General features: G+C 69.4%; 21 protein-coding genes. 3 read left to right on the top strand and 18 right to left on the bottom strand.

Features of this window, described 5'->3' with window-relative positions:
• Nucleotides 1-8: 8 nt before the first annotated feature.
• Entirely contained in the window at nucleotides 9-761 is a 753-nt protein-coding gene (locus tag LQ772_RS17335) for an anti-sigma factor family protein (protein WP_231322796.1), read from the bottom strand.
• Nucleotides 758-1,273: an RNA polymerase sigma factor gene (locus tag LQ772_RS17330; RefSeq protein ID WP_231322794.1), complete on the bottom strand. Its 516-nt coding sequence runs from the start codon at nucleotides 1,271-1,273 to the stop codon at nucleotides 758-760. The genes LQ772_RS17335 and LQ772_RS17330 overlap by 4 nt, the downstream gene beginning before the upstream one ends.
• 133 nt (nucleotides 1,274-1,406) lie before the next feature.
• On the opposite strand from LQ772_RS17330, the gene LQ772_RS17325 reads away from it, so the two are divergent.
• Entirely contained in the window at nucleotides 1,407-2,465 is a 1,059-nt protein-coding gene (locus LQ772_RS17325) for a catalase family peroxidase (protein WP_231322792.1), read from the top strand.
• Complete coding sequence (locus tag LQ772_RS17320; protein WP_231322790.1) at nucleotides 2,462-3,025, top strand: cytochrome b; 564 nt, start codon at nucleotides 2,462-2,464, stop codon at nucleotides 3,023-3,025. The genes LQ772_RS17325 and LQ772_RS17320 overlap by 4 nt, the downstream gene beginning before the upstream one ends.
• Before the next feature lie 71 nt (nucleotides 3,026-3,096).
• Here LQ772_RS17320 and LQ772_RS17315 read toward each other — a convergent pair whose 3' ends face one another.
• The 16 genes from LQ772_RS17315 to LQ772_RS17240 form a co-directional block, all read right to left on the bottom strand.
• Nucleotides 3,097-4,059, bottom strand: a complete 963-nt coding sequence (locus LQ772_RS17315; RefSeq protein ID WP_231322788.1) for a GGDEF domain-containing protein — start codon at nucleotides 4,057-4,059, stop codon at nucleotides 3,097-3,099.
• Between the two features lie 118 nt (nucleotides 4,060-4,177).
• A complete protein-coding gene (locus tag LQ772_RS17310; protein ID WP_231322786.1) occupies nucleotides 4,178-4,504 on the bottom strand; it encodes a cytochrome C oxidase subunit IV family protein in 327 nt (108 codons plus the stop codon).
• Nucleotides 4,501-5,148, bottom strand: a complete 648-nt coding sequence (locus LQ772_RS17305; protein WP_231322785.1) for a cytochrome c oxidase subunit 3 family protein — start codon at nucleotides 5,146-5,148, stop codon at nucleotides 4,501-4,503. The genes LQ772_RS17310 and LQ772_RS17305 overlap by 4 nt, the downstream gene beginning before the upstream one ends.
• Entirely contained in the window at nucleotides 5,145-6,743 is a 1,599-nt protein-coding gene (gene ctaD, locus LQ772_RS17300; protein ID WP_231322783.1) for a cytochrome c oxidase subunit I, read from the bottom strand. Before ctaD ends, LQ772_RS17305 begins: the two co-directional genes overlap by 4 nt.
• On the bottom strand, nucleotides 6,730-7,662 hold the full coding sequence (coxB, locus tag LQ772_RS17295) for a cytochrome c oxidase subunit II (RefSeq protein WP_231322780.1): 933 nt from the start codon (nucleotides 7,660-7,662) through the stop codon (nucleotides 6,730-6,732). Before coxB ends, ctaD begins: the two co-directional genes overlap by 14 nt.
• On the bottom strand, nucleotides 7,659-8,426 hold the full coding sequence (locus LQ772_RS17290) for an SCO family protein (protein ID WP_231322777.1): 768 nt from the start codon (nucleotides 8,424-8,426) through the stop codon (nucleotides 7,659-7,661). The genes coxB and LQ772_RS17290 overlap by 4 nt, the downstream gene beginning before the upstream one ends.
• 92 nt (nucleotides 8,427-8,518) lie before the next feature.
• Nucleotides 8,519-8,881: a hypothetical protein gene (locus LQ772_RS17285; RefSeq protein ID WP_231322775.1), complete on the bottom strand. Its 363-nt coding sequence runs from the start codon at nucleotides 8,879-8,881 to the stop codon at nucleotides 8,519-8,521.
• Complete coding sequence (locus LQ772_RS17280; RefSeq protein ID WP_231322773.1) at nucleotides 8,878-9,957, bottom strand: hypothetical protein; 1,080 nt, start codon at nucleotides 9,955-9,957, stop codon at nucleotides 8,878-8,880. The genes LQ772_RS17285 and LQ772_RS17280 overlap by 4 nt, the downstream gene beginning before the upstream one ends.
• On the bottom strand, nucleotides 9,954-10,550 hold the full coding sequence (locus LQ772_RS17275) for a c-type cytochrome (protein WP_231322772.1): 597 nt from the start codon (nucleotides 10,548-10,550) through the stop codon (nucleotides 9,954-9,956). Before LQ772_RS17275 ends, LQ772_RS17280 begins: the two co-directional genes overlap by 4 nt.
• A gap of 134 nt (nucleotides 10,551-10,684) precedes the next feature.
• On the bottom strand, nucleotides 10,685-11,221 hold the full coding sequence (locus LQ772_RS17270) for a DUF3341 domain-containing protein (RefSeq protein WP_231322770.1): 537 nt from the start codon (nucleotides 11,219-11,221) through the stop codon (nucleotides 10,685-10,687).
• On the bottom strand, nucleotides 11,218-12,561 hold the full coding sequence (nrfD, locus tag LQ772_RS17265) for an NrfD/PsrC family molybdoenzyme membrane anchor subunit (RefSeq protein WP_231322768.1): 1,344 nt from the start codon (nucleotides 12,559-12,561) through the stop codon (nucleotides 11,218-11,220). The genes LQ772_RS17270 and nrfD overlap by 4 nt, the downstream gene beginning before the upstream one ends.
• 91 nt (nucleotides 12,562-12,652) lie before the next feature.
• Nucleotides 12,653-15,598 (bottom strand): TAT-variant-translocated molybdopterin oxidoreductase, encoded by a 2,946-nt coding sequence (locus LQ772_RS17260; protein WP_231322766.1) that lies wholly within the window; start codon nucleotides 15,596-15,598, stop codon nucleotides 12,653-12,655.
• The gene (locus LQ772_RS17255; protein ID WP_231322764.1) at nucleotides 15,595-16,242 is read right to left on the bottom strand and encodes a cytochrome c3 family protein; all 648 of its coding nucleotides are present in this window, start codon (nucleotides 16,240-16,242) and stop codon (nucleotides 15,595-15,597) included. The genes LQ772_RS17260 and LQ772_RS17255 overlap by 4 nt, the downstream gene beginning before the upstream one ends.
• A 213-nt stretch (nucleotides 16,243-16,455) precedes the next feature.
• Nucleotides 16,456-17,766, bottom strand: coding sequence for a c-type cytochrome (locus LQ772_RS17250; protein ID WP_231322762.1), 1,311 nt, complete (start codon nucleotides 17,764-17,766; stop codon nucleotides 16,456-16,458).
• Nucleotides 17,763-19,523, bottom strand: a complete 1,761-nt coding sequence (locus LQ772_RS17245; RefSeq protein ID WP_231322761.1) for a GMC family oxidoreductase — start codon at nucleotides 19,521-19,523, stop codon at nucleotides 17,763-17,765. The genes LQ772_RS17250 and LQ772_RS17245 overlap by 4 nt, the downstream gene beginning before the upstream one ends.
• Nucleotides 19,523-20,239, bottom strand: coding sequence for a gluconate 2-dehydrogenase subunit 3 family protein (locus LQ772_RS17240; protein ID WP_231322759.1), 717 nt, complete (start codon nucleotides 20,237-20,239; stop codon nucleotides 19,523-19,525). Before LQ772_RS17240 ends, LQ772_RS17245 begins: the two co-directional genes overlap by 1 nt.
• Nucleotides 20,240-20,596: 357 nt before the next feature.
• On the opposite strand from LQ772_RS17240, the gene LQ772_RS17235 reads away from it, so the two are divergent.
• Nucleotides 20,597-21,022 carry a response regulator gene (locus LQ772_RS17235; protein ID WP_231322757.1) on the top strand — a complete coding sequence of 142 codons (426 nt, stop codon included), beginning with the start codon at nucleotides 20,597-20,599 and terminating at the stop codon, nucleotides 21,020-21,022.
• Nucleotides 21,023-21,116: the final 94 nt, after the last annotated feature.

Here is a 21,116-nt window from a genome sequence, read left to right as displayed (position 1 = left end):
GACTGGCGTCAGATAAGTGGTTTCAAGGCGCGGGCGGCGATCCGGGCGTCGCTGCCCGCGGCGCGGCTGACCATCGCGTAGTTGTAGCCATTGCCCGAGCCGTACTGGGCGAGCAGGCCATCGTCGACGCGCTCGCCGCGCGGAAGCAGGTAGCGGCGCGGACCGGGCGGTCGCACGTAGAAGCTGATCGCGTGGCCGGCCGCGTCCTGGTAGAGCACCATCGCGGCCGTTCCCTGTTCGGTGGCGAACAGGCGGCCGCCGACCGGCCGGAAGCCGGCCGCGCGCAGGTCCGGCAGCGGCACGCCGCGCTCGAAATGCCGGTCCAGCCAGGCCTGCAGATCGCCCGGGTGTCGCGGCACCAGGTCCGGCCTGGCGCCGGGTTCGAGCGCGAGCATGCGATAGGCCGCAAGCGCGTCGCCCATCGGCGGCATCGCGCGGGCGACCTCCCAGCCGCGCACCTGCCAACCGCCCAGGCCACCGATGCCGACGCACAGCAGCAACGAGGCGGCCAGCGCGAGCCGCGACACGCGGCGGCGCTGCCGGCGTGCGCGGATCGCGGCCGGGTCCAGTGCCGGGTTGGCCGGCAGCGACCCGATCCCGGCAAGCGCGGCGCGCAGTTGCTGGGCGTCGTGCTGCCACGCCTGCACTTGCGCGGCACGCTCCGGATGCCGGGCGAGGTAAAGCTCCACGGCGGCGCGGCGCTCGCCCTCGAGGCGGCCATCGACGTACGCGTGGATGTCGTGTTCGCTGGGTTCGTTCATTTGAGCACCCGCAGGGAGGGAGTGGTGGATTCGCCTTCGCCGAGACGGCGCAACGCGGCACGCGCGCGCGACAGGCGCGACATCACGGTGCCGACGGGTACGTCGAGGATCTGCGCGACTTCCTGGTAGCTCAGGCCCTCCACGGTGACCCACAGCAGCAGGCTGCGCTGTTCCGGGTTCAGCCGTCCAAACGCTTCGAGCATCGATTGCGCGATGGCCTCGCGCTCGGCCGAGGGCGCCTGCGGCTCATCCTCCGCGCGCAGGCGGCCGAGCAGCCAGGCGTGGCGCTGCGCGCGACGGCGACCGTCGAGGAACTGCCGGTACAGGATCGCGAACAGCCAGCTGCGCAGCGAGGCGTCCTCGCGCCGGCTGGACCAGCGCGAGAGTGCGCGCTCGAGCGTGGCCTGGACCAGGTCGTCGGCGCTGGACAGGTCACGCGTCAGCCACAGCGCGAAGCGCCGCAACCGCGGCAGCAGTTCGCGCAGGGCATCGTCGAGCGGGTGGACGGGCATGGCCGGACTCCGGCGTGAGGGCTTGGCCGATAGACGCGGCGGCGCGTGGATTATTCCACCGCGTGGGAATAAATCGTCCGCCCGTGCGTCCAGCGTGCCATCACCACACGGCCGAGGGCCGGGAGCATCCTCCATGAAGATCCGTTTCAGACAGGCCGCGCCTTGGGCGCTGATTGGCGGCTTGGCGGCCGTCACCGTGGCCGCGTTCGGTTACGTCGGCGGCTGGCTGGCACCGCATCGGCTCACCCCGCAGAGCCTGGTCGATACCCTGCAGGACAACGCCGGCCTGCACCCGGGCTACCGCCGCAACCACGCCAAGGGCGTGTGCGTGGCCGGATGGTTCGAGGGCAACGGCGCGGCGAGCGCGTATTCGACCGCGGCGGTGTTCGCGCGCGGCCGCACCCCGGTGGTCGGCCGCTTCGCCATTCCCGGCGGGAACCCGTACGCGCCCGACGGCAGCGTGCCGATCCGCAGCATGGCGCTGCGCTTCAACCCGCCGGACGGCGAGCAATGGCGCACCGGCATGAACGCGATGCCGGTGTTCCCGGTGTCCACGCCGCAGGCGTTCTACGAACAGGCACTGGCGGGCCGGCCCGATCCGGCCACCGGCAAGCCCGATCCGGCGAGGCTCGCCGCGTTCTTCGCCGCGCACCCGGAAACCGCCGCGTTCCGCGCCTGGGCGAAACACGCGAAGCCGTCGGCCAGCTACGTGACCGAGCGCTACGACAGCATCAATGCGTTCTATGTGGTCGATGCGCAAGGACATCGTCGCGCGGTGCGCTGGGCGATGGTGCCGCTGGCCGCCGATGGGCGCCCGGGACCGGCCGGCGATCCCGACTACCTCGCCCGCGACCTGGATCAGCGCCTAGCCCGGGGACCGCAGCGATGGACCTTGCGACTGACCTTCGCCGCGTCCAATGACCCCGTCGACGACGCCGCGCGCGTCTGGCCGGCCGACCGCCCCGCGGTCGACGCCGGCACGCTGGTGATCGAGCGCATGCAGGCGCAGGACAGCGGCGCATGCCGCGACGTCAACTACGACCCGACGGTGCTGCCGGCCGGCATCGAGCCTTCGGCCGATCCCCTGCTGGCCGCGCGCTCGGCCGCGTATGCCGACTCCTACCTGCGCCGTACCGCCGAGGAGGCGCACCTGCCCGGCAGCGCGCGTCCTACCGCGGAGGCCACCCGATGAACACGCCGACCACCTTCCATCCGATCGCGCGGCTGCTGCACTGGACGATGGCCACGATGATCGTGGCGATGCTGTTCATCGGCGCCGGCATGGTCGCCACCGTGTCGCAAAAGCACGGCTGGTTGCTGGCGATCCACAAGCCGCTGGGCATCGCGATCCTGCTGCTGGCGATCGCGCGCCTGGCGTTGCGCTTGCGCCATCGTCCCCCGCCGCTGCCGGCGGATCTCCCGCTCTGGCAACGGCTCGCGGCGCTGGCCTCGCACTGGCTGCTGTACGCGCTGATGCTGGCGCTGCCGCTGCTCGGCTGGGGGATGCTGTCGGCCGGCGGCTACCCGGTGATGCTGGGCGACGCGCTGCGGCTGCCGGCGATCCTGCCGGAGAACGCCGCGTTGTTCGCCTGGCTGCGCGAAGCGCACCGCTACCTCGCCTGGCTGCTGTTCCTGACCTTCGTGGCGCATATGAGCGCGGGGCTGTACCACGGGCTGATCCGCCGCGACGGCGTGCTGGCGTCGATGCTGCCGAGCCGTCGCGGCAAGGCGCCGATGGCGACCGGGGACTGACGCTTCCGCGGCACCCGTAGGGTGGGTTTCATCCCACCGCGGCGGACGTGGCCACATGGCCGAAGCCCGCCCTACGAAAGGCGGTGCCGGCCGCGCTTGGCGTCGAGCATCAGCAGGTCCGCCTCGCGGTAGGCCTCGCCCAGGTCGCGTTCGGGACCGCGCCAGCTGTAGCCGAGCGTGGCGGCGACGCCGGCGGAGCGCAGCGCCTGTTCGATGCGGGCAGCCTGGCGTGCCAGTTCGGTGGGGCCCACGTCCAGGATCAGCACCACGAACTCGTCGCCGCCCAGACGCGCCACCACGTCCACCGCGCGCACGGCACGGGTGATTTCTGTCGCGGCGCGCTGGATGAGCTCGTCACCCGCGGCATGGCCCTGGCTGTCGTTGGTCTGCTTGAGGCGATCCAGGTCGACCACCACCACGCCGGCGGTGGTGTGTTCGTCGCGGCAGCGCTGCTCCTCCAGCGCGAGCAGTTCGCGCCAGCCGCGGCGGTTGAAGATGCCGGTCATCGGGTCGGTCATCGCTTCCAGCTCGGCGCGCTCGGCGCGGCGGCGGGTTTCCTTCAGATCGACGTCGTGGCACCAGAGCGTGGCGAGCATCTGCGCGCACAGCTGCACGATCGGCAGCCAGCGCTCCACGTCCACCGATACCGGCTGCGGATCGATGCCGCACAGGGTGCCGATCGCGCCATGGTCCAGATGCACGGGCACGCCCAGGTACGCGGCGATGCCGCGGCTGGCGATCGGCGCGGCGGCGTACGGCGCGTGGGCGCTGACGTCGGGCACCACGCAGGGGCCGCCGCGCACCATTCGCGAGCAGATCGAGTCCGCCCACTTGAGGGCGTCGCCGCTGCGCACGCCGAAGCAGTCGTCGGACGCCGCCAGCACCAGCCAGTCCTCGCCCTGGACGCGGGTGAAATACCAGGCGCCGACGCCGGTTCGCTCGCGCAGCATCGACAGGCAGGCCTGCGCCGCCTCGCGAAAACCGCCGAACGCGGACAGCGGCGGGAATGACAGGGTTTCGGGCGGCGTGCTCATGGGCGGAACGATGACAGGACCAGTCGCGGAGGCGGGGGTCACGATGCCTGCCACGATGGTGCCAGCATGCCGATGAATCGCCCCTGCGCGTGGAAAAGCAGAATCCATGCCACGCCTCCTACCAGGGCGCCAGCAGCGGGGTGCGGGTCAGCACGTCGGCCAGCGACAGCGCGATCATCACCGCCAGCCACGCAAACCCGACGCCGGCGACGATTCGCAGCAGCGCGTTGTCGGTTTTCAGGCGCATGAAGATGGTCAGCACCAGCAAGGCCTTGGCCACCGCGATGCCCAGGTTGGCCACGGTGTTGAAGGGTCCGAGCTCGAGCAGCGCGCTGCCGGCGCTCAGTCCCAGCAGCACCAGCAGGGCGAGCAGCGTCCACAGGTTGCTGCCCAGCGTGGGGGGCCGCGGGCCGCTGCGGTGGGTGCGTCGCGGACGCGCGTTCATCCGGCCCTCCCGACCAGGTAGATCACCGGATAGACGAAGATCCACACGATGTCGACCAGATGCCAGTACAGCGCGGTCAGTTCCAGCGGCGTGTGGTAGTCGGCATCGTAGGCGCCATGCCAGGTGCGCCAGGCCATCACGCCCATCAGCACCACGCCGATGGCCACGTGGATGCTGTGGAAGCCGGTGATGAAGTAGTACAGGCAATAGAAGATCGCCATGCCGTGCGCGTACACGCCCTGCTGGGTGTAGCGGATGCCCGGGATCAATCCTTCCTGGTACTCGGCGGCGTACTCGAAGCCGTGCATTACCAGGAAGCCGATGCCCAGCAGCGCGGTGAGGCCCAGCAACGCCGTGGCCAGCCGGCGGCCGCCCAGCTGTACCTCGCGCACCGACAGCGCCACCGCGCAGCTGCTGGTCAGCAGCACGGCGGTCTCGATCGTGCCCAGCAGCATGTCGGTGTGCCGGCTGGCTTCGGCGAAGGCTTCGGGGAAGCGCACGCGGCACAGCGTGTAGCCGGCGAACAGCACGCCGAAGAACAGGATCTCGGTGGCCAGGAATGCCCACATGCCCAGCGTCGCGGCCTCGCGCTGCTGCACGGGGTCGTCGAACTGTTCGGGTACGGGATGGAGTCGGGCGTTCATCGGCGGTAGGCGTAGGGGCCTTCGGTGACGAGCGGGGTTTCGTCGAAGTTGTGCGGCGGGGGCGGCGAGCTGGTCTGCCATTCCAGTCCGGTCGCGTCCCATGGATTCGAACCGGCCCGTTCGCCGTGGCGCAGCGACCAGGCGAGATAGAGCAGCGGCATCAGGTAGGCCACACCGAGGATCGTCGCGCCGGCCGAAGACAGCACGTTCCAGACCTGGAACTGCGGCAGGTACTCGTGATAGCGCCGCGGCATGCCTTCCCAGCCGAGGATGTACTGCGGGAAGAAGGTGAGGTTGAAGCCGAAGAACATCAGGATCGCGGCGAAGCGCGCCCACGCCTCCGAATACATCCGCCCGGTGATCTTGGGCCACCAGTAGTGGATGCCGCCCAGGTAGGCCATCACCGCGCCGCCGACCATGATGTAGTGGAAGTGCGCCACCACGAAGTAGGTGTCGGTGAGGTTCACGTCCAGCGCGGTGGCCGCCAGGAACAGGCCGGTCAGCCCGCCCAGCATGAACAGCCCGACGAAGCCCAGTGCGTAGAGCATCGGCGCGTCGAAGCTGATGTCGCCCTTGTACAGCGTGGCGGTCCAGTTGAAGACCTTGATCGCCGAGGGCACCGCGATGATGAAGGAGAGGATCGAGAACACGATGCTCGCGTACATCGACTGCCCCGCCACGAACATGTGGTGCCCCCACACCAGGAAGCCGACCACCGCGATGCCGATGATCGCGTAGACCATGAACCTGTAGCCGAAGATGCGCCGGCGCGCGCCGTGGGTGATCAGTTCGCTGACCAGGCCCATGCCGGGCAGGATCATGATGTACACGGCCGGGTGCGAGTAGAACCAGAAGAAGTGCTGGAACAGCACTGGATCGCCGCCCAGCGCCGGATCGAAGATGCCGACGCCGAACAACCGCTCCAGTCCGATCAGCGCCAGCGTCATCGCCAGCACGGGCGTGGCCAGGATCATGACCAGCGCCACCGCGTACATCGACCACACGAACAGCGGCAGCCGCATCCAGGTCATGCCCGGCGCCCGCAGCGTGTGCACGGTGACGATGAAGTTGAGGCCGGTGAAGATCGAGGAGAAGCCCACGATGAACACGCCGGCCACCGCCATCATCACGTGCGAGTTGGAGAACATCGTCGAGAAGGGCGTGTAGAAGGTCCAGCCGGTGTCCACGCCGCCCAGCAGCAGGCAGGCCAGGGTGAACACGCCGCCGCCCATGTACAGGTACCAGCTGAAGAGGTTCAGCCGCGGGAAGGCCACGTCGCGCGCGCCGATCATCAGCGGCAGCAGGAAGTTGCCCAGCGTGGCGGGGATCGAGGGGATCAGGAAGAACCAGACCATCACCACGCCGTGGAAGGTGAACGCCTTGTTGTAGGTTTCCGCGCTCAGCAGGTCGCCGGCGGGCGTGACCAGCTCCCAGCGGATCAGCGCGGCGGCGAGGCCGCCGAGGAAGAAGAAGAAGGTGATGCCGATGCCGTACAGGACGGCGATGCGCTTGTGGTCGTGGGTCGTCAGCCACGATCGCAAACCGAAGCCTTCCTCCAGGTAACTGCGCGGCGTCGGCAGCTCAACGGTGCTCATCGGTGTCCTCCGCCGCGTGGGTGCGGGTCTTCAGGTACGCCACCAGGGCCAGCACGTCCTCCTCGCCGATGCGGCCCTCGAAGCTGGGCATGATCGGCGCGTAGCCGGCGGCGACCTGCTTCTTCGGCAGCAGGATCGCGTCGTGCAGGTAGCGCTCGTCGGCCAGCACCTGTGAACCGTCGGCCAGCGGCACGGTGCGGCCGTAGAGGTCGTAGAGGTCGGGCGCGTGCACGCCCGACTGCGGATCGTGGCAGCCGCTGCAGCCGAGCTGCCGGAACAGGTCCGCGCCTTGCGCGGCCAGGCCGGTGCCCTGGTGCGCATGCAGCCAGCGCGCGTAGTCGGAGGGCGCCATCACGACGACGCGCCCCCGCATGCGCGAGTGGTCGGTGCCGCAGAACTCGGCACAGAAGAGGTGGTAAGTGCCCGCTTCGGTCGCGGTGAACCACAGCTGCGTGTAGCGTCCCGGCAACACGTCCTGCTTCACGCGGAAGGCAGGCACGTAGAAGCTGTGGATCACGTCCTGCGAGGTCATCACCAGGCGGATCGGCTGGCCTACCGGCACGTGCAGCTGGTCGATCTCGCGCTGGCCGCCAGGATGCTGCACCTTCCACATCCACTGCTTGGCGACCACGTAGACCGGCTGGGCGTCCTTCGGTGGCGTGCGCATGCGGATCCACAAATGCACGCTCCAGCCGAAGATGCCCATGAACAGGAAGAAGGGCACCAGCGTCCAGGTCAGTTCCACGCCAAGGTGCTGATGCGCCGGCGTGCGCACCGCGTCGGTGCCGTGGCGGTACTTCACGCAGAACACGATCATCAGCGTGAATACGCCGACGACCACCAGGGCGCACAACAGCAGCAACGCGTCGAACAGATGGTCGACGTTCGGCGCGAAGGAGGACGCCTGCGGCAGCATCATGCGCGCCCCCTCGCCTTCAGCCAGGCCAGCCAGCCGGCCAGTGCCAGCGCGAAGGCCACGCCCAGCACCTGCATGGTGCGGCCGATCGCCAGGCTGTAGCGGCCGGTGGCCGGGTCGTAACCGCAGCACAACAGCACCAGCTGGTCGATCAGCGTGCCCAGCTGCCCGCGCGAGGCGCTGACCAGCGCCAGCCGCAACGAAGCCGGCGGCCAGGACACGCCGAAGAAGTACTGCGCGACCGTGCCATCCGGCGTGATCGCCACCAGGCCGGCGGCGTGGGCGTACTGGTGCAGGTGGTCGTCGTAGAAGTAGCGGAAGCCGATGGAATGCGAGAGCGCGGCGATGCTGTCCGGGTCGCCAGTAAGGAAGTGCCAGTGCCGCACGTGGGCATCCGCGTGCATCCGCGCGAGCATCGCCTGCGCCTGGCGTGCGTCCGCCGGCGTTTCGGCCGGATCGATGCTGACGAAGGCCACCTCGAAATCGCGGCCGGGCTGCAGGTCGAGCCTGGACAGTGTGTGCGCCATGCCGTTCAGCACCACGTCGCAAAGGTTGGGGCAGCGGTAGTAGCCCAGCGCGAGCAGCAGCGGCTTGCCCCGGGCGAGCGTGCGCAGGTCGACGGACCTGCCGTCAGCGTCCTGGAAGCGCGCGTCAAGGGGGACATGGGCGCCCAGGCGCTGGTCGAAGCCGGCGCGCTGGGCGAGATCGGGGGGTGGTGGCGGCGCCTGCGTGGCCCACGCCACGGGCATCCACAGAAGGAAGAGCATGGCCAACCGCAAGAGTGCACCTCGTGCGCGGCCGCCAGGCACGATCGGGCCGCGCGGTCGCGCACAAGCGGCACTCCTGCAAGGGATCGACGTCATCGCGGACGCTCCGTGGAGGAAGCCGGCACCGGCCCATCCTGCCCCGCCGCGACCATCGCCATGGCTCGCCTGATGGGAATCCGCGCCACCGTGTGCGCCTTGTCCGCCCACATATAGCCGTCCAGACGCGAACGCTGCAGCGCGCGCTCGGCGGCGATGTCGGCGGCCGGATCGGGTTGCAACCGTGGCTGTGGGGGAATCGGCTGGGCCGGCGGCTCGCCCGCGGTCAGCACCGGCCGCGCCCACGCGTAGACCAGCAGCACGATCGCGAGCAGGCTGAGCGCCAGGATCGCCGCCGCCCAGTGCAGCACGCCGGCCGCCACCAGGTAGGACTCGTGCGAATCGGGTTCACGGCTCATGGCCTGACCTCCAGCGCCACGCGCCGCTGCGCGCCGTAGCCCAGCCACCAGAGCCCGCCGATGCCGATCCACGCCAGCGGGTCGCTCCAGGCCAGCGCGTGGTCGCGCAGGCCGGGCAGCACCAGCCAGGCGACATAGCCGACCTGGGCGAGGAACAGCCACAGCGCCACGCCGGCCAGCCAGGCCACGCGCTGCTTGGCGTTGCGCGAGAGCAGCACGGCGAACGGCAGCGCCAGGTGGAACAGCACCAGGAACGCCCCGAGCCAGCGCCAGGCGGTCTTCACCCTGGGCAGGTACCACACCGTTTCGGACGGGAGGTCGGCGATCCATGCCGTGAGGTAGTCCATGAAGGCCAGGTAGCCCCAGGCCAGCACCAGCACCATCAGCACGCTGCCGAGGTCGTTCAGCCGTCTGGCCGTCCAGGATGGTGCGGCGGCGTCGCGGCGCGTCACGCTGATCCACACGGCCAGCCCGGCCGCGGCCAACAGTTGCGCCGTGCCGACCAGGATGCCGAGCGTGGTCGAGTGCCAGCGCGGCACCAGCGATGCCACCCAGTCGATCGCCGCCACCGACACGGTCAGCGCGTAGAGGACCAGGCCCCCGGCGGCGAAGCGGCCAGCCGCGGGCGTGGCCAGCCGCCGTCGGATACCGTGCGCCAGCCACAGCCACAAGGCGAACACGACCACCGCGCGCACGAGGAAGAACGGCACATCGAGCCACCAACGCTGGTGGTCGAGGTTTGGATCGGCCGCCTGCGCGTCGGCCCAGGGAAAGAGCACCGCCACGCCGATCAGCACCGGCAGCAGCAGCACGGCCATCAGCGGCAGGCGGCGGCTGGCCGCCAGCAAGGCAGGACGCAGCGCGAAGCCCCAGTCGCCGCCGGTCAGTGCATGGATCAGCAGCAGGCCCACGCTGCCCAGCGCCGGCGCCAGCCAGAACAGCCAGGCAAAGAGATAGGACAGCAACACCGCGCGAGGCGCGTGCAGCCCCAGCAGCAGGCAACCGACCAGCGCGAGGACGCCGGCCACCGCCGCGATGCCTTCGCCGCGCGACACCCTGGGCCATCGGCGGCTCATCGGCGCGCCTCCGCCGGCAGGCGCGCCAGGTCCTGTGGCGTGAGCCGGTCGCGCGGGGCGTGCTGGGAGAGCTGCAGCGCACGGATGTAGGCCACGATCGCCCAGCGGTCGTGCGGACTGATGCGATCGGCATACGGATACATCACGCCGTAGCCGTCGCTGATGACCTGGTAGAAATGGCTGTCCGGCGCGTTGCGCAGGCGGTCGGTGTGGTAACTCGGCGGCGCGGGGAAGCCGCGCCGGGCGATCATGCCGTCGCCGTTGCCCGAGCGACCGTGGCAGGGGGCGCAGTAGATGTCGAAGCGCTGCTGCCCGCGTTCGAGCAGCGTCATGGTTACCGGCAGCGGGTTGGCGTAGCGGCGCTCGTCGACGTCCCCTTGCGCGAGGCTGCGGCCCTGCGCATCCAATGGCAGCGCCGGGCCGGGATCGGGCGCCAACGTCATCTGCCCGCGGCGGCCGCTCGCGGTATCGGCCCCCGCCCCCTGCGCCATCGGCACGCTGCCCGGCGGCGGCGTGCGGGCGCTGTTGCCGTCGGCGAAGAGGGGACTGGGTTCGAGCGGTTTGTACTTGGGCTGCGCGTACATGTCGTGCATGGACTGCTCGCAGCCGCCCAGGAGCGATAGGACAAGCAGAAGCGCGGCTTTCGTTGCAGAAGCAGCCCTGGGCGCCACCGCGACATCGCGGTCGCGTCCAGGAGCGCTCCTGCGGGGAAAAAGCCGGTAGCGCTTCATCGCCCTACCCTCTCGATCGCCAGCGGCGCCAGCCGCGCGAGATCGTCGTGTGCCAGGGTCGCGTCGAAGCACGGGTCGTCCGCACGCAGCCACAAGAAGAAGCCGTCGCGGCTGGCCGCCTCGAAGCACGGCACGTCGAACAGCGGGTGGTTGAGCCGCGGCAGGCCGTTGGCGAAGAACAGGCCGACGACGCCAAACAGCGCGGCGAACAGGATGGTCATCTCCAATGCGGCCGGCATGAAGGCCGGCCAGCTGGCGTCCGGCCGGCCGCCGACGTTGATCGGGTAGTCGATCACCGAGGCGTACCACTCCAGCAGCAGCGTGCCGAAACCGCCGACCAGGCCACCGAGCAGCACCAGCGGCGGGATGCGGTTGCGCATCGGCCCCAGCGCCTGGGCGAGGCCTTCGACCGGGTAGGGCGTGTAGGCCTCCAGCTGCGTGTAGCCGCGGCCGCGCAGTTCGCGCACCGCCATCAGCAGTGCCTCGGCATGGTCGAAGCGGGCCAGCCATCCCTGCTCGTGCAGCGTACTCATGCGCCCTCCCGTTCGAGTCGCGCGCGCAGCTTGCGCAGTTCGAACATCGGCAACAGCGGGAGCAACCGCACGAACAGCAGGAACAACAGGAAGAACAATCCGATCGACCCCGCCAGGAAGGCGATGTCCCACACGGTCGGATAGAACATGCCCCAGCTCGAGGGCAGGAAGTCGTGGTACAGGCTGCTGACGATGAGCAGAAAGCGCTCGAACCACATGCCGATGAGCACCAGCAGCGCGATCACGAACAGCGCCGCGTGGCTGCGCCGCACGCGCTCGAACCAGATCGCCTGGATCGCCACCACGTTGCAGCCGATGATCGTCCAGTACACCCAGGCGTAGGCGCCGGTGAGCTCGGCCATGGCGTGCGCGATCTCGTAGCGGTCGCCGCTGTAGAACGCGTTGAACAGCTCCGAGGCGTAGCTGTAGTCGACGAACAGGCCCGCCGCCAGCATCAGCCTGGCCAGGTTGGCGATGTGCCGCTCGGTGATGAAATCGCCCAGGGCAAAGAAGCGCCGCAGCGGAATGCCCAGCACCAGCACCATGGCAAAACCGGAGAACAGGGCACCGGCGACGAAAAACGGCGGGAAGATCGTCGAGTGCCAGCCCGGCAGCAGCCCCTCGGAGAAATCCAGCGCCACCATCGAGTGCACCGAGAACACCAGCGGCACCGCCATCGCGGCGAGCAGCAGGTTGAGCGTCTCGAACCGCTGCCAGTGCCGCGCCTCGCCGCGCCAGCCGGCTGCGAGAAGCCCGTAGAACACCTGCTTGCCGCGCGTGGTGGCGCGGTCGCGCAAGGTGGCCAGGTCGGGGATCAGGCCGACGTAGAAGTAGAGCACCGAGACGATCAGGTAGGCGACGATCGCCGAGAAATCCCAGAACAGGGAGCTCTTCCACTGCGGCCACACGCCCATGCGATCGGGGTAAGGCGCGAGCCAGTAGAAGAACCACGGCCGGCCCAGGTGCAGGATCGGGAAGATGCCCGACACCGACACGGCGCACACGGTCATCGCCTCGGCGTAGCGGTTGAGCGCGTTGCGCCAGCCCTGGCGCGCCAGGTACAGGCCGCCGGAGATGAAGGTGCCGGCCATGCCGATGGCGATCCACCACACGTAGTCGGCGATGGCGAAGGACCACGCTACCGGGATATCCAGGCCCCAGATGCCCACGCCCTTCACCAGCAGCCACACGATGCCGACGCCCAGCCAGGCGGTGAGCACGAAGGAGAGCGCGAAGGCGAGCATCCACAGTCGGCCGGTGGGGCGCTCGAGCACGATGGCGCTGACCTTGTCGGTGATCGACGCGTGGGTTTCGCACGGAGCGAGCAGCGGCGTGGTCATGCCGATGCCCCCCGCGCCACCGATACCGCTCCCTCTCCCACCCGGGGAAAGGGAGAGGAGCCGAGGCGAGCGTGAGGCACGCCAAGCAAGCTCATGCGTCATCCTCCAACGCCGGGTGCGGGTTGCGGATCGCGGCGAGGTAGGTCGTGCGCGGGCGGGTGTTGAGCTCCTCCAGCAGCGTGTAGCGGCGCGGCGAGGCCTTCTGCCGGCTGACCGCGCTGGCGCTGTCCTGCTGGTCGCCGAAGACGATCGCCTGGGTGGGACATACCGCCTGGCAGGCGGTCAGCACCTCACCGTCGGCGATGCGCCGGCCGTCCTTGTCGGCGGCGATGTGCGCGGTCTCGATGCGCTGGATGCAGTAGGTGCATTTCTCCATGACGCCGCGGTTGCGCACGGTGACGTCCGGGTTGCGCTGCGCCTTCAGCGTTTCGGTGGTGAGGTCGCTGTACTGCAGGAAGTTGAAGCGACGCACCTTGTAGGGGCAGTTGTTGGAGCAGAAGCGCGTGCCCACGCAGCGGTTGTAGACCTGCACGTTGAGGCCTTCCGCATCGTGCACGGTCGCGCCGACCGGGCAGACCACCTCGCACGGCGCGTGCTCGCAGTGCATGCACGGCACCGGCTGGTGGTGAATGCGTGGCGCGCGCGCGTCGCCTTCGTAGTAGCGGTCGATGCGGATCCAGTGCATCTCGCGGCCGCGCCCGACTTCCTCCGCGCCGACCACGGGAATGTTGTTCTCCGCCTGGCAGGCGACGGTGCAGGCGCCGCAGCCGATGCAGGCGTTGAGGTCGACGCTCATGCCCCAGGCGTATTCGCCGGGCGGTCGATCGGGGTAGAGGCTGGGGGGCGGCGGCGTGCGTTCCTGCGCAAAAGCAGGGTCGTCGCGGTAGGCGTCGAGCGTGGCAACGCGCACGGGCGCGCGGCCTTCCATGGCGTGGTGGCGCTGGGTGGTGGCGAGCGCGTAGTTCGCGCCGGTGCGGTTGACGCGCAGGCCGTCGCAGCGCCACGGCGCATCCGCGCTGCGCAACGCATAGGCGTCGAAGCCCAACTCCCCGCCTACGCGCCCGGCGTGGCGGCGGCCGTAGCCGAGGCAGACGGTGACGCTGCGTGCGGCCTGTCCCGGCATCACCCACACCGGCGCCTGGGTGTGGCGGCCGTCGATGCGCAGTTCCAGCGCGTCGCCGTTCGCCAGGTCATGCGCGAGCGCGAGCTCGGTGCTGACCAGCGCGACGTTGCTCCAGGTCAGCGTGGTGAGGGGCTTGGGCAGCTCCTGCAGCCAGCCATTGTTGGCGTAGCGGCCGTCCCACACGGTCGGATCGGGAGCGAACAGCAGTTCCAGGCCGGGCTCGTCGGGCGGCGACGCCACCTGCGCGAGGAAGCCGCGGTCCACGCGCGGCTGTTGCGCGGGCGGCGCGCTGTGCGGAATGACGCCGCCTTGCAGGATGGCCGTCCACGCCGCGGCGTCGGCCTGCCAGGTGGACTGCACGCGCGTGCGCGGGCTTTGCAGGTCGCCCATGAACATCGCCAGCAATTCGTGCGCGCTGCGGCTGTCGTACAACGGCGCGATCACTGGCTGCACCACGCTGGCGGTGCCGTCGGCGGCGCGCAGGTCCGACCAGCTTTCCAGCGCATGCGTGCGCGGCAGGTGCCAGTGGCAGGCACGGGCGGTTTCGTCGCGGTAGAGGCCCAAGTGGATGCGGTGCGGCACCTTGGCCAGGTGCCGGGTGAACCCGGCATCGGCGGGCGTGGCGTAGGCCGGGTTGCCCTCGAGGATCAGCAGCGTGTCGACGCGGCCGGCGGCCATCGCCGCGGTGAGGTCGCGCAGGCCCTGCGCCGACGACTCCCACGGCTCGGGCGGCGCGTAGTACTCGACCGTGTGGCCGACGTTGCCGAGCGCCTCGTTGAGCAGGTGCGCGAGCGCGTGCACCCACGGCGGCTGCGTGCGTCCGGCGAGCACCAGCGAGCTGCCGTGCTGCGCGTCCAGGTCCTGCGCCAGCGCGCGCAGGCGGCGGGCGGACAGGCCGCTGGACTGCGTGGCGTGCACGTCCGGCATGCCGAGCAGCTCGCCCAGTTCCAGCGCGGCCATGCCGATGTGCGCCGAACCCAGCGCCCAGCGGTGGTCGGCCTTGGCGCCGGTGAGCGAAGGCGAGGCTTCCATCACGTATAGGCGGCTGAAGTCCACCGACTGCGGGTCGCGGGCGGTGGTGAAGTCGCGTGCGTGGCGCAGGGAGCCGGGCATGGTGGCCAGGAAATCGGCCTCCAGCGCGAGAATCACCTGCGCGCGGTCGAAGTGGTAGCGCGGGCGCAATGGATCGCCGAAGGCCAGACGCGCGCCAGCCAGCGCGTTGTCTTCGTCGACCGCTTCGTACTGATGCCAGCGCGCGCCGGGGAAGCGTTTGAGCCAGGTCTCGCGCTGCGCCGCCAGTGTGGGGGAATCGATCCGGCCGCTCAGCACGTGCAGGCCGCGACCGTCGCGGGCGAAGCGCGCCGCGAGCGTGATGGCCTCCTCGCCGAACGCGTCCCAGCTGGCGGCCACGCCGTCGTGGACCGGGCTTTGCGAGCGGTCCGGGTCCCACAGCTCCAGCACGGCCGCCTGCATCGCCGGCGTGGTGGCGCCAAGGCTGGCCGGATGTGCGGGATTGCCTTCGATCTTGGTCGGTCGCCCCTGGTGGGTTTCCACCAGCACGCCGGCCACGTCGCCGGCGCAGGCCAGCGTGCTGGCGTAGAAGCGCGGCAACGCCGGCGGCATCCCGTCGGGCCGGCGCACCCACGGCACGATCTCTTCCTGCGGCGGACGGCTGCAGGCGCCCAGGCCCGCCAGTGCCAGCGAGGCGCCGAGCAGCTTGAGGAAGCCGCGGCGGTCGAGCATGGGTTCGAGCTGGGAGAGCTGCGGGAAGGCTTCGCGCAGGCGATTGCGCCACGCGGGTTGCTCGAGGAGTTCCTCCAGTGCGCGCCAGTAGTGCGGGCCGCGACTGTCGGCCAGGCGCGTGCGCAGGGCGTCGAGCGCGCCGGATGCGGGGCCTCCCGGAAGAGCGCTCATCGATGGCATACCGAGCAGTCCGTCAGCCGGCGGGTGTCGATGTGGTAGCGCTTGACCAACGCCAGGCCGAGTTTTTCCTGGTCCCGTGCCTGCCACCCCATGGCAAATTCCTGCTCGCGCGGGCGCAGGTATTTCTGCGGCGCGCGGTGGCAGTCCAGGCACCACTCCATCGACAGCGATTTCGTGCGCATCGTCAGCGGCATGCGGTCGACACGACCATGGCAGCTCTCGCAGCCGACGCCCTTGGCGACGTGGATGGAATGATTGAAGTAGACGAAGTCGGGCAGCTGATGGACGCGGTTCCAGTGCAATGCCATGCCGCGCCGCCAGCTTTCGACCACCGGCTGGAGCACGGACTGGTCGGTGTACAGCTGCGAGTGGCAGGTCATGCAGGTGGAGATCGGCGGCATGCCGGCGAAAGCAGAGGTCTCCACCGTGTCGTGGCAATAGCGGCAGTCGATGCCGTCGTCGCCGACATGGTGCTTGTGGCTGAAGGGGACGGGTTGTTCCACGGCCTCGCCGATGCGATGCGGTCCGTTGGTCAGCCCGCGCCAAGCCAGCACGGCGGCGCTGGCCAGGATCAGCACGGCCAACAGGGTGAGCTTGACGAACAAGCCGAAGCGCGGATGGAAGATTTGGGTCATCGCCCTCTCGTGGTGGTCCTTTCCGGCGAGCGTTCGATGGCAACCATCGCAGGGGTGGCGTGAAGCGCGCGCGGGTTTTTTTAAGTGCGCAGGCGCGAAGCGCCAACCTTCGCCTCCTCTCCCCGAGCGGGAGAGGGAGCAGAGCGCCTGAAACTCCCGCGAGCCCAACGGCTCGCCCCCACCCTCTCCTCTCGGGAAGACGGGAGCACGGCGTCACGGCGATTCGCGCAAGGTCTCTCGCAGGTCTTCCACGTCGTCCGCATCCACGGCTCCGGCGTGATTGCCCCAGGCGTTGCGGATGTAGGTGGTGAGGTCGGCGATCTGTGCGTCGCTCAGGTGGTCGGCAAAGCCCTGCATCGCCAGGCCGGTGGGTTCGGCGGCAGTCCTGGGAATGCGTGCACCGTCGAGGATCACGCCGATCAGCGTGTCGGCGCTCGCGGCCTGCACGGCGGAGCTTTGCCGCAACGGCGGGAACGCGCCGATCTCGCCCTGGCCCTGCTTCAGGTGGCAACCCGCGCAGTTGTCCACGTAAAGCGCGGCGCCGCGATCGAGGGTGTTCTTGTCGACCTTGGCCACCGAGGTGTCCTTGGGTGCCGGCAGGCTCTTCAGGTATACCGCGATCGCTTCCAGGTCCGGCTTGCTCAGGTACTGGGTCGACTGCTCGACGACTTCGGCCATGGGACCGGCGGCCGAGGTGCGGCTGTTCCGGCCGGTGCCCAGGTACTGCACGATGTCCTGCGTGGTCCAGCTGCCCAACCCATCGCGCGCGCCACCGGCCAGGCTCGGCGCATAGGCGTTCTCGGCATAGCCGCCCGTGGGCGGGTCGTCCATGTCGGTGGCGCCGGCGAGGTTCTTGTCACCGTGGCAGGCGCTGCAGTGGCCAAGGCCCTTGACCAGGTACGCGCCGCGGTTCCATTGCGCCGAGCGTTTGGGATCGGGCTGGTAGGTGCCGTCGTCGAAGTACATGCCGTTCCACATCGCCATCAGCGCGCGCTGGTCGAGCGGCCACGGCAACGCGTTGCGGCGATGGATCTGGCGCACGGGCGTCAGCGTGTCGAGATAGGCCTTGATCGACAGTACGTCGTCGCGGCTCAGCCTGGTGTACCAGGGGTAGGGGAAGGCCGGGTAGAGATGACTCCCTTCCCGGTCGATGCCCTCGTGCATGGCGCGATAGAAGTCCTCGTCGGTCCAGCGGCCGATGCCGGTTTCCGGGTCCGGCGTGATGTTGCTGGAGTAGATGGTGCCGAAGGGCGTGGGGATGGCGCGGTCGCCGGCGAACGGCGTGCCGTTGGGTGCGGTGTGGCAGGCCTCGCAGTCGCCGGCGCGGACCAGGTAGCGGCCGCGCGAGATCTCGCTCCACGGGCCGGCGCTCATGCGCTCGCCGAGCTTGATCGCCGAGGGTGCGCCCGCGTCGCGGTCATGGCTGCAGGCGGCGCACAGCAGGGCGAGCAGGAACAGGGCCGCGAGCGCCAGGTTCCTGCGCAGGGTCCCCGCTTGCAGGGAACGGGTACGTGCCGCGCTCATGCCGTCACCAGCGGGCCGGGGTTCTTCAGGTACCGCTTCATCGCTTCGGCCGACCAGTAGGTCAGCGCGCCGACCGTGCCGGTCGGGTTGTAGCCGGCGTTCTGCGGGAACACGCTCGCGCCCATCACCCACAGGTTCGGCACGTCCCAGCTCTGCAGGTAGCGGTTGACCACCGAGGTCTTCGGGTCGTCGCCCATCACCGCGCCGCCGGTGTTGTGCGTGGTCTGGTAAGGCACGATCGAGTACGGACCCTGGCGCTTCTTCTCGTGGATGCTGGCGCCGGGAATCGCGCGGCCGATCTGCGCGGCCTTGTCGGTGAGGAAGCCGGACATCTTCAGCTCGTTGGGCTGGAAGTCGAAGGTCAGGCGCAGCAGCGGGTTGCCGTAGACGTCGCGCCAGGTCGGGTCCAGGTCCAGGTAGCTGTTGCGATAGCTCATCACGCTGCCGTGGGTGGCGATGGAGCAGGCGGTGAGGTAGTTCTCGTGCATCGCCTTCTTCCACCCCGCGCCCCACTTGGGCGCGTTCTGGGGCAGGTAGTGCTGCAGGATCGGCCGCCCGCCGGTATTCCACAGCGCGATGTAGCCGCCACCGACGAAGCCGTGCGGGCCGTGGTCGAAGTTGTCGCCGTTGAACTCGTCGATCGCCTGGCCGAGCGCGCCGGCGCCCATGAACGGATTGAGCCGCTCCTTCTGGAACACGTCGACCGAGGACGTGATCTGGTAGGCGTAGTTGCGCCCGACCACGCCGGTGTTCGATACAGGGTCATACGGCTGGCCGATCTTCGAAAGCAGCAGCAGGTGCACGTTGTGCTGGGCGAAGGCGCACAGCACCACCATCTGCGCCGGCTGCTCGATCTGGTTGCCCTCGACATCGACGTAGGTGACGCCGGTGGCGCGCTTGCCGCTCGAATCGGTGTTGACGCGGGTGACGTTGCAGTGCGTGCGGAAGTGGAAGTTGTCCTTCTTCAGCAGGACCGGGAGGATGGTCGTCTGCGGACTGGCCTTGGAATAGTTGCCGCAGCCGAACCACTCGCAGTACCCGCAGTAGGTGCACTGGCCCATCTGCACGCCCAGCGGGTTGCGGTACGGCCGCGAGGCGTTGGCCGCCGGGCACGGGAATGGCTTGAAACCCACGTCGCGCGCGGCCTTGTCGAACAGCACGGTGGACGCACTGCGCTCCAGCGGCGGCAGCGGATAGCCGCGTTGCCGCGCACCTTCGAACGGGTTGCCGCCGGCCACCAGCTGGCCGCCGACGTTGCCGGCCTGGCCTGAGACGCCGCAGAGGTATTCGAAGCGGTCGTAGTGCGGTTCCAGTTCCTCGTAGGTGACGCCCCAGTCCTGCAGGTTCATGTCCGCGGGAATGAAGCCTTTGCCGTAGCGCTGCTCGGTGTGTGTGCGTATCAGGAAGTCCTGTGGCAGGAAGCGCCAGCACTGGCCGTTCCAGTGCACGCCCGCGCCGCCCACGCCCGCGGCCGGCAGGAACGAGCCCAGGTGGCGCATCGGCAGCGCGGTCTGACTGGCGTTGTTGCGGAAGGTCAGCGACTCGCGCTCGGGCGATTCGAAGATCTGCTTGCGCACCGCATAGCGCAGCTCGTCCTGGATGTGGTCGGTGGCGAAGTCGGGGACGGTGTCGCGCCAGGCGCCGCGCTCCAGCGCGAGCACCTGCACGCCGGCGTCGGTCAGTTCCTGCGCGATGATCGAAGCCGTCCAGCCGAAGCCGACCAGCACCACGTCTACCGGCGGCATCCGCCGCGCCATCAGGAAACCTCCCCGGCATGGGCGAGCGCGGCGCCGGGCACGCGGCCGATCAGGCTGACGCAGGGCTGCGGGTAGGGCTTGCCGTATTCGCCGATCTCGCGCACGTAGTTGTAGCGCGGGCCCGGGAAGCCGATCAGTTTCCAGCCGGCGAAGTCGCGGTTGCCGCCGTAGGCGGGGTCGGCGAGGAAGCCTTCCTGGGTGTTCTGCCAGAGCAGGTTGAAAAAGGTCTTCGACGGCACGTCGCCCAGGTCGACCTTGCCGTCTTCGAGCGCATGCAGCACCTGGTCCTGCTGGTCGGTCGTGAGCTTGGCGAACGGCTGGCGGTACTGCGCTTGGCAATGCTTGTCGATGCCGGCGATCGCCTGGCGATAGAGCTGCGCGGGCGTGAAGCGCAGCTGGTAGCCCTGGCCATCGATGCCGTTGGGCCAGGGGCCCTGCATGTACCAGCGCTCGGCGCGGCCGTAGGGACCGGCCAGCTGCAGGTCGAGGAAGGTGGGAACGCCCGCCTTGTCGGCACCGGGGCCCAGCGCGTCGGCGGGAATCAGCCGCGCGGTGGCGGCCTGGATGAAATCCATCTCCCCGGCCGCGAAGAAGGCGTTGGACGGGCCGCCCTGCGCATCGGCGCCGCTGCCGCCGCAGGCGCACAACGCCATGCCGGCCGGTACCGTCACGCCGACGAGCCTGAGGAAATCCCGGCGTGCCGGATCGTGGTTCACGTCTGCCGCTCCTTGCCTTCACGGGAAAAAGAGAGCCTAGGCAGGCGACGGTGAAGGGCCGGCGTCATCGGGGTGAAGATCGGGTGGTAGCCGTCGCAATATTTTGCGTTTTGGTTCAACGGTTTGCGACATCCGCCATCGGGGAGGAGTCCGCTGACCACACCTGCCCGAGGGCGCGGCAGGTTCAAGCGACCTCGACAGGAGCGCTACCGCAATGGCCGTGAAATTTTTTGAACCACAGGCCTAAGATCGCCTGCTTAATGCTTGACGCAGCAATGCTTTAGCCTGCACGCTTCCATCACTTCTGTATGGTCAGGATTCACGGTTCGAGCCGCGCTTGCGTGTGTGGGAGGTGTCATGGCGAAGGACAACCTTGTGTTGCTGGTGGAAGACGACTCGGACACGCGCGAAGTCATGGCGTTGCTCCTTGACGCGGCCGGTTATCAGGTGCTCTCCGCGCGCGATGCCAGCTCCGGCATCCGCCTGATGGACGAGCAGCCCGGGATCGACGTGATCGTCACTGACGTCAACATCGGCGCCGGCCAGGACGGCATCAGCATGGCCGAGGAGCTGCGCCGGCGCGGGTCGACCGCTGCCGTGGTGGTGATTTCCGGCGACCCGGAAGCGTCCAGCGAACGGCTGGGTCCGACCGCCACCTTCCTTCCCAAGCCGTACGACCGCAAGGCGCTGCTGGCGGCGATCGCCGATGCGCGCGCCAAGAATGCCCGCGCCTGCGCCGTCGCCGACGATGGCCGGCCGCCCTATCCCGGTTTATCTCACTAGCCAGTTGAGGTAGGTTCGGTCGAGGCCGGCCAAACCGGAAGGCGGTCGTGCTGCGACTGCAAACCTTTTGCCCGGGGAACGAATGCCGATGACA

The organism is Frateuria edaphi (assembly GCF_021117405.1).
Classification (GTDB): Bacteria; Pseudomonadota; Gammaproteobacteria; order Xanthomonadales; family Rhodanobacteraceae; genus Frateuria_A; species Frateuria_A edaphi.
Note: the sequence above shows the minus strand (reverse complement) of the source record. Positions and strands in the feature narration are given on the sequence as shown.

Excerpts from the sequence above, each read along its gene's own strand:
- LQ772_RS17335 (WP_231322796.1), bottom strand. The coding sequence starts at position 761 with ATGAACGAACCCAGCGAACACGACATCCACGCGTACGTCGATGGCCGC.
- LQ772_RS17330 (WP_231322794.1), bottom strand. The coding sequence starts at position 1,273 with ATGCCCGTCCACCCGCTCGACGATGCCCTGCGCGAACTGCTGCCGCGG.
- LQ772_RS17325 (WP_231322792.1), top strand. The coding sequence starts at position 1,407 with ATGAAGATCCGTTTCAGACAGGCCGCGCCTTGGGCGCTGATTGGCGGC.
- LQ772_RS17320 (WP_231322790.1), top strand. The coding sequence starts at position 2,462 with ATGAACACGCCGACCACCTTCCATCCGATCGCGCGGCTGCTGCACTGG.
- LQ772_RS17315 (WP_231322788.1), bottom strand. The coding sequence starts at position 4,059 with ATGAGCACGCCGCCCGAAACCCTGTCATTCCCGCCGCTGTCCGCGTTC.
- LQ772_RS17310 (WP_231322786.1), bottom strand. The coding sequence starts at position 4,504 with ATGAACGCGCGTCCGCGACGCACCCACCGCAGCGGCCCGCGGCCCCCC.
- LQ772_RS17305 (WP_231322785.1), bottom strand. The coding sequence starts at position 5,148 with ATGAACGCCCGACTCCATCCCGTACCCGAACAGTTCGACGACCCCGTG.
- ctaD (WP_231322783.1), bottom strand. The coding sequence starts at position 6,743 with ATGAGCACCGTTGAGCTGCCGACGCCGCGCAGTTACCTGGAGGAAGGC.
- coxB (WP_231322780.1), bottom strand. The coding sequence starts at position 7,662 with ATGATGCTGCCGCAGGCGTCCTCCTTCGCGCCGAACGTCGACCATCTG.
- LQ772_RS17290 (WP_231322777.1), bottom strand. The coding sequence starts at position 8,426 with ATGCTCTTCCTTCTGTGGATGCCCGTGGCGTGGGCCACGCAGGCGCCG.
- LQ772_RS17285 (WP_231322775.1), bottom strand. The coding sequence starts at position 8,881 with ATGAGCCGTGAACCCGATTCGCACGAGTCCTACCTGGTGGCGGCCGGC.
- LQ772_RS17280 (WP_231322773.1), bottom strand. The coding sequence starts at position 9,957 with ATGAGCCGCCGATGGCCCAGGGTGTCGCGCGGCGAAGGCATCGCGGCG.
- LQ772_RS17275 (WP_231322772.1), bottom strand. The coding sequence starts at position 10,550 with ATGCACGACATGTACGCGCAGCCCAAGTACAAACCGCTCGAACCCAGT.
- LQ772_RS17270 (WP_231322770.1), bottom strand. The coding sequence starts at position 11,221 with ATGAGTACGCTGCACGAGCAGGGATGGCTGGCCCGCTTCGACCATGCC.
- nrfD (WP_231322768.1), bottom strand. The coding sequence starts at position 12,561 with ATGACCACGCCGCTGCTCGCTCCGTGCGAAACCCACGCGTCGATCACC.
- LQ772_RS17260 (WP_231322766.1), bottom strand. The coding sequence starts at position 15,598 with ATGAGCGCTCTTCCGGGAGGCCCCGCATCCGGCGCGCTCGACGCCCTG.
- LQ772_RS17255 (WP_231322764.1), bottom strand. The coding sequence starts at position 16,242 with ATGACCCAAATCTTCCATCCGCGCTTCGGCTTGTTCGTCAAGCTCACC.
- LQ772_RS17250 (WP_231322762.1), bottom strand. The coding sequence starts at position 17,766 with ATGAGCGCGGCACGTACCCGTTCCCTGCAAGCGGGGACCCTGCGCAGG.
- LQ772_RS17245 (WP_231322761.1), bottom strand. The coding sequence starts at position 19,523 with ATGGCGCGGCGGATGCCGCCGGTAGACGTGGTGCTGGTCGGCTTCGGC.
- LQ772_RS17235 (WP_231322757.1), top strand. The coding sequence starts at position 20,597 with ATGGCGAAGGACAACCTTGTGTTGCTGGTGGAAGACGACTCGGACACG.